At 67.7% G+C, this 232-nt stretch carries 1 pseudogene; it reads right to left on the minus strand.

The window, feature by feature from the left end:
- Positions 1-212: pseudogene (locus AC0IY1_RS25685) on the minus strand (penicillin-binding transpeptidase domain-containing protein); the annotation flags it as partial.
- Between the last annotated feature and the right edge of the window lie 20 nt (positions 213-232).

Below are 232 nucleotides of genomic sequence, written 5' to 3' on the forward strand. Positions count from 1 at the left end.
CCCTTGAACCGACCCGTCGCGTTCTGCGGCTCCCAGTCGCCGATCTGGATCGGCCGGTCGACCAGCACCGGGTCGGGGTTGAAGCCGTTCTCGTAGGCCGTGAGGTAGACGAAGAGCTTGAACAGCGAGCCGGGCTGGCGCTGGGCCTGGGTGGCCCGGTTGAACTGGCTGTCCTCGTAGTCGCGCCCGCCCACCAGGGCGAGGATCGCGCCCTACTTGTTGAGCACCACCA

Source organism: Methylobacterium sp. AC690 (genome assembly GCF_979256535.1).